Source organism: Comamonas sp. (genome assembly GCF_036666375.1).
Classification (GTDB): domain Bacteria; phylum Pseudomonadota; class Gammaproteobacteria; order Burkholderiales; family Burkholderiaceae_C; genus Comamonas.
Genome location: NZ_JAVWWA010000029.1, coordinates 42,294 through 47,879, shown reverse-complemented (window position 1 = coordinate 47,879; position 5,586 = coordinate 42,294). Strand labels below are relative to the sequence as shown.

Here is a 5,586-nt window from a genome sequence, read left to right as displayed (position 1 = left end):
CGCCACAGGCTGCGCCCGCACGCCCCGCGCGTCGGCGCGGCCGCCCGCCGGGCTCCAAAGCGACGATCGCCAGCGCGGGCTCGCGCATCTCGGCGAGCGAAACCTCGTTCATGCGTGCCGTGCTGCAGGGCATCGATGAAAAGCTCGCCGCCAACCGCTATCTGCTGCATCTGGGCAGCATGGACAGGCGCGCGGCCGCTGCCTTCCGCGACCTGCTCGAGCGGCGCATCCATCTGGCGCTGCAGAATTTTCCCGACCGCGCCCAGGGCACGCGCATTCTGGCGCAGCTGCTGGCCCAGCCCCAGCCCACGCCCGAGCTGCCCACGCTGGAGGAATTCGCCGAAGGCTTTGCCGAGGACATGTTCAGCGAAAAGGAGCTGATCGCGCTGTACCGCGAGCAGCTCGACGATCACTTCGGCGAGCAGGGCCAGCGCGCCGGCCCCACGGCCGCCGAGATCCTGCGCGGCAAGCTCGAAGCCATTCATTGGGTCCAGGCCCATGTGGCCCAGCACCCCCAGCCCACGGACCCGACCGCGCTGTGGCTCGATGCCGCGATCGCCGCCAAGCTGCGCGTGCATGGCGTGCTGTCGCTGAGCGACGCCATAGGCTGGATCAACCTGCAGGGCCGGCGCTGGCATGCGCAGCTGCCCGGCGTGGGCCGCACGCGCGCCCAGCGCGTGCTGTTGTGGCTCAGCGACCACCAGGAAGCGATAGGCGTGCGCATACACCACCGCATCGCCCAGGAGATGATCTACGCCGACTTCGCGCCCGCGGCCCAGGCCACGCTGCTGCCCGCCAAGCTCGGCAGCGCCGCGCCCGAGATCTTCGGCGTGGTGCCGCTGGACGCCCTCGCCTGGCCGCTGGAACTGCTGGGCGACGACGGGCTGTTTCGCTCGCACCGGCCCAACACCCTCAAGGCGCATACCGACCGCGAGGCGGTGCAGGCCTGGTTCGCGACACTGTCCGAGAAATCGGCGGCGACGCAGGACAGCTACCGGCGCGCGGTCGAGCGCCTGGTGCTGTGGGCGCTGGTCGAGCGCCGCACCATGCTTTCGTCGCTGGCGACCGAAGATTTCATCGCCTTCAAGGCCTTCTTGCGCGCGCCGCCCGCGCACTGGTGCCAGAAGGCGCCCGTGACCAAGGGCTCCGAAGACTGGCGCCCGCTGCGCGGCCCGCTGGCCGATCTGAGCATCCAGCAGACCATGAGCGCGATCGCCACCATGTACCGCGACTGGCATGCGAGCGGCTACCTCGACGCGAATGCCGTGGCCAGCGTGCGCGGCAGCAAGCGCAAGGACATGCAGATGGACGTGATGCGCTCGTTTTCCAACGAGGCGCTGCAGGCGATTCGCGCCACTTTGCAGGACATGCCCGAGGGCGCAGTCAAACGCCGGCTGCGCGCCGCCATCCTGCTGCTGCAGACCGCGGGCCTGCGCCGCTCCGAAGCCGTCAACATGACCTGGGGCCATATCGAGCGCGTGCGCCTGGACAACATGGAGTCCGACATCTGGGCGCTGCGCTTCGCGGGCAAGGGCAACCGCGAGCGCATGGTGCCGCTCAAGCCCGAAACGCTGCAGGCGCTCGAAGTCCACTACCAGGACCGGCTCGCGCTGATCGAATCGGGCGCGCTGGCAAGCTACGCCGACATGGAAAAAAAGGACTGCCCGCTGCTGGGCGTGCTCGACGAGCGCCTGGCCCAGGGCAATGCGGGCACGCTGGGCGACCTGGCCTCGAACGCGCGCCGCGAAACCAATGCCACCGGCGCGCTGTCGGCAGCGCGGCTGCACGGCGTGCTCAAGAACTTCTTTCGCCAGGTGCAGCAGCAGCCGGGCGCGGGCGACACCGACTTTCTCAAGGCCTCGGCCCACTGGCTGCGCCACACCTTCGCCCACCAGTCGCTGCGCTCCAGCGGCAAGGACCTGGCCGTGGTCCAGCAGCTGCTGGGCCATGCCGACATTTCCACCACGGGCATCTATGTCAAGGCCGACATGGCGTCCCGCGTGGCTGCGGTGCTGGGGGTCGAGGCCGCGGTCTGAGGCCTAGCTTTCAAGCTTGATGCCGCGCGCCTTGACCAGGGCCGCCCATTTCGTGCGCTCGTCCTTCATGAAGGCGTCGAAACGCGCTGGCGACCCGCCGCCGTCCTCGGCGCCGAACTCCTCGAGCCTGGCCACCACGTCGGGCAGCGCGAGGATCTGGTTCACATCGGCGTTGATGCGCGCCACCAGGTCGGCAGGCATCTTCGCCGGGCCCACAAGCCCGAACCAGATGCTCGCGTTGAAGCCCGCAAAGCCTTGTTCCGCGACCGTGGGCAGGTCGGCAAACGCCTTGACGCGCCTGGGCCCGGTCTGGGCCAAGGCCCTGACCTTGCCGCTCTTGATGAAAGGCGCGGCCGTGGTCATGCCTTCAAAGGCGTAATCGATCTGCCCGCCCATCAGGTCGGTCATCACATTGGCCGCGCCCCGGTAGGGCACATGCAGCGCCGAGACCTGCGCCGCCTGCTCGAACAGCGCAAGCGCCAGATGCTGGGCCGAGCCCGTGCCCGACGAGCCGAAGCTCAGCTCGCCGGGCTTGCGCTTGAGCTGCGCAAGCAAGGCCGCCAGGCTGTCCGCCGACTTGGGCGCGGCCACCAGCACCTGCGGTGTCTGGCCTATCAGGGCAATGCCCGCGAAGTCTCTTTCGGCCGAATAGTTCAGCTTGGCATAGAGCGCGGGCGCGATGCCCAGCGGATTGATGTGGCCCAGCATCAGGGTGGAGCCGTCGGGCGCGGCCTTGGCGGCTTCGGCGGCCGCGATCAGGCCGGCGGCGCCGGGCTTGTTCTCGACCACCACCGGAATGCCCCACAGCGTGTTGAGCTTGTTGGCGACGATGCGCGCGAGGATGTCGGTGCCGCCTCCGGCCGAAAAGCCCACCAGGATGCGCACCGGGCCCGCAGGCAGCTTGCCTTGCGCAAAGGACGGCGGCGCGCCCAGCGCGGCCACGGCGGCGACGGAAGTCATGAAATGTCGGCGTTGCATTCTTTGTCTCCTTTTTTTGTTTTCCGCAGCCGGCGCTCAGGACACCGTGGTCCAGCGGCCGTACTTGGCGACCTGCGCCGCGTCAAAGCCAAAGCCCAGGCCCGGCGTCTGGTGCAGCACCACGCGGCCCTTTTCATGCGTCATCTGGCGGTCGATCAGGCGCCGGAAATTGAGCACCTGGTCGTCCCAGAAGAACTCGACGTAGCGCGCGTTGGGCGTGGCCGCGACCAGCGGCGCGTGGATGTCGTGGAACCAGTGCGGGCAGACCTGCACGCCGTAGCCCGCGGCCATAGCGGCAATGCGCTTCCATTCGGTGATGCCGCCGCAGACCGCGGCGTCGGTCTGCAGGATGGCGGCGCCGCCCATGTCGAGCAGCTGCTTGTGGTACCAGCGGCCGTAGCCGATCTCGGCGGTCGCGACGGGAATCCGCGTGAGCTTGGCGAGCCGCGCATGGCTCTCGATGTCGTCGGGGCTGAACGGCTCCTCGATGAAGTACGGGTCGTACTGCTCGAAGCGGCGCAGGTATTGCATGGCCTGGACCGTGTCCACCCAGCCGTTGTTGCAGTCGAGCATGAGTTCGACATCCGGGCCTATGGCCGCGCGCGCGGCCTTCACGCGCGACTCCTCGCCTGCGGGGCTCCAGCGCCCGGTCTTCATCTTCACGGCCTGGAAGCCCAGCTCGACATAGCCGGCCATCTCTTCGCCCACCTGTTCGGCCGTCTTGCCTTCGACGTAGTAGCCGCCGCTGGCGTAGGCGGCGACGGTCTCGAGCTCGACGGCGCCCAGGTACTTGTGCAGCGGCAGACCGGCGCTGCGCGCGTTCAGGTCCCACAGCGCGATGTCCAGCGCGCTGAGCGCGCGCATGACCGTTCCCATGCGGCCCTGCAGCAGCGCCTCCTGGTACATCTCCTTCCACAGGCCTTCGACGGCCAGCGAATCGCGGCCCAGCAACACGGGAGCGAGCAGCTGCTCCACGGCGACGCGGAAGATCTCGCCCGCGGCATTGCCCACGTAGCAAAAGCCTATGCCTTCGACGCCGTCCGAGCTGCGCACCTTGACCAGGCCGTAATGGCGATCGACCACGGTGCGGTTGGCGAGGTAGGTGACCTTGTCCAGCGGCACGCGGGCGACGCAGACTTCGATGGATTCAATGATGGGCATGGTGTCTCCTTGAAAAGCGGGGGAATGGAGCCACTGTGCCGCGCCACGTCCCGACAAAGAAGCTGCTTTTCAATGGTTCAGATAACGTAAAATGCGTCGGATGGACAGCCGCTTTCTCCAGAGTTTCGTGACCGTGGTCGACTTCGGCTCCATCGCCGATGCCGCGCGGCGGCTCGATCTGCCGGCCACGACCGTCGCCCAGCAGATGCGCGCGCTCGAGGCCGACATCGGCGGCAAGCTGCTCAAGCGCGCGGGGCGCACGGTGCAGCCCACGGTGCTGGGCTCGCGCATCGTCGACCAGGCGCGCGAAGTGCTGCGCGGCGTGCGCGACCTGCGCTCGGCGGCGTCCGACACCGAACTGCCCGCGGGCCCGCTGCGCCTGGGCGCCACGCCCACGGCCTTGATGGGCCTGGCGCCGCCGCTGCTCAGGCGCTGGATGCGCACCTATCCCGACATCCAGATCTACATAGAACCCGGCACCTCCACGCTGCTGCTGGACCGCGTGATGGCCGGCGAACTCGACGTCGCCATCCTCGTGCACCCGGCGTTTGCGCTGCACAAGACCTGTGAATGGCGGCTGCTGCGCGAAGAGCCGCTGGTCCTGCTGACGCCGCAGCGCATGCGCGTCGACGACCCGCTGATGACCGCAGCGCGCGAGCCTTTCATCCTCTATGACCGCAAGGTGATGGCCGGCAAGCTCGCCGATGACTACCTGCGCAAGCAGGGCATCAAGCCCAAGGTGCGCTTCGAGCTCGACGGCATAGAGCACATCGCGCAACTGGTGGCCGAAGGCTTCGGCGTGTCGGTGCTGCCCGACTGGCCGCAGCTGGGCCAGGCCGACACCCGCGTGCGGCGCTGGCCCCTGCCCGCGGGCGCGCCCGCGCGCCAGGTGGGAATGGCCTGGCTGCGCTCCTCGCCCCGCTCGCCACTGGCCGGCGCGCTGCATGCGCTGGTCGACGCCGCGGAACCGGCGAATCTCCCCATCCGCTGAAGCGCCACTGCCGGCGGCCAGGACGCCGCCAGCGCAGGCGCGCCTTTCTCCGCTGCGCGCGCCAGCGCCGATCAGGCCACGGTCCATAGGTTGGTCACCTCCCCTGGCTTGCTTTTCGTCATCCTGTTATTGTTATGTTATAACGTTAAATACGCAACAAATGGACAGATCGCAGGCCTTGTCACCGGCCACTTTCTTTCCCTCATCCCACGATGCCCACCCCCACACTCCCCCCTCCGGCCAGAAAACTCCCCGTCACCGTGCTCTCCGGCTTTCTCGGCGCGGGCAAGACCACGCTGCTCAATCACATCCTCAACAACCGCGAAGGCCGGCGCGTGGCGGTGATCGTCAACGACATGAGCGAAGTCAACATCGACGCCGCGCTGGTGCGCGCCGGCGGCGCCGAGCTCTCGCGCACCG

Annotated in this window: 5 protein-coding genes; 3 read left to right on the top strand and 2 right to left on the bottom strand. The window is 68.4% G+C overall.

Annotated features, from left to right (window positions below; translation table 11 throughout):
* Positions 1-2,036: tyrosine-type recombinase/integrase (locus RR928_RS09705; protein WP_332682332.1), on the top strand; the 2,036-nt coding region annotated here is incomplete at its 5' end.
* A 3-nt stretch (positions 2,037-2,039) separates the two neighbouring features.
* Here RR928_RS09705 and RR928_RS09700 read toward each other — a convergent pair.
* Together RR928_RS09700 and RR928_RS09695 are read right to left on the bottom strand one after the other, a co-directional pair.
* Positions 2,040-3,014: a Bug family tripartite tricarboxylate transporter substrate binding protein gene (locus RR928_RS09700; protein WP_332548109.1), complete on the bottom strand. Its 975-nt coding sequence runs from the start codon at positions 3,012-3,014 to the stop codon at positions 2,040-2,042.
* A 36-nt stretch (positions 3,015-3,050) separates the two neighbouring features.
* Complete coding sequence (locus RR928_RS09695) at positions 3,051-4,175, bottom strand: mandelate racemase/muconate lactonizing enzyme family protein (RefSeq protein WP_332548110.1); 1,125 nt, start codon at positions 4,173-4,175, stop codon at positions 3,051-3,053.
* A gap of 100 nt (positions 4,176-4,275) precedes the next feature.
* Here RR928_RS09695 and RR928_RS09690 point away from each other — a divergent pair, with 100 nt between their 5' ends.
* Complete coding sequence (locus tag RR928_RS09690; protein WP_332535538.1) at positions 4,276-5,166, top strand: LysR family transcriptional regulator; 891 nt, start codon at positions 4,276-4,278, stop codon at positions 5,164-5,166.
* Positions 5,167-5,378: 212 nt separating this feature from the next.
* On the top strand, positions 5,379-5,586 hold a 208-nt coding region (locus RR928_RS09685; RefSeq protein ID WP_332682329.1), incomplete at its 3' end, for a GTP-binding protein.

Bases quoted from the DNA above. Each gene is read 5' to 3' on its own strand.
- RR928_RS09700 (WP_332548109.1), bottom strand. From the start codon at position 3,014: ATGCAACGCCGACATTTCATGACTTCCGTCGCCGCCGTGGCCGCGCTG.
- RR928_RS09695 (WP_332548110.1), bottom strand. From the start codon at position 4,175: ATGCCCATCATTGAATCCATCGAAGTCTGCGTCGCCCGCGTGCCGCTG.
- RR928_RS09690 (WP_332535538.1), top strand. From the start codon at position 4,276: ATGGACAGCCGCTTTCTCCAGAGTTTCGTGACCGTGGTCGACTTCGGC.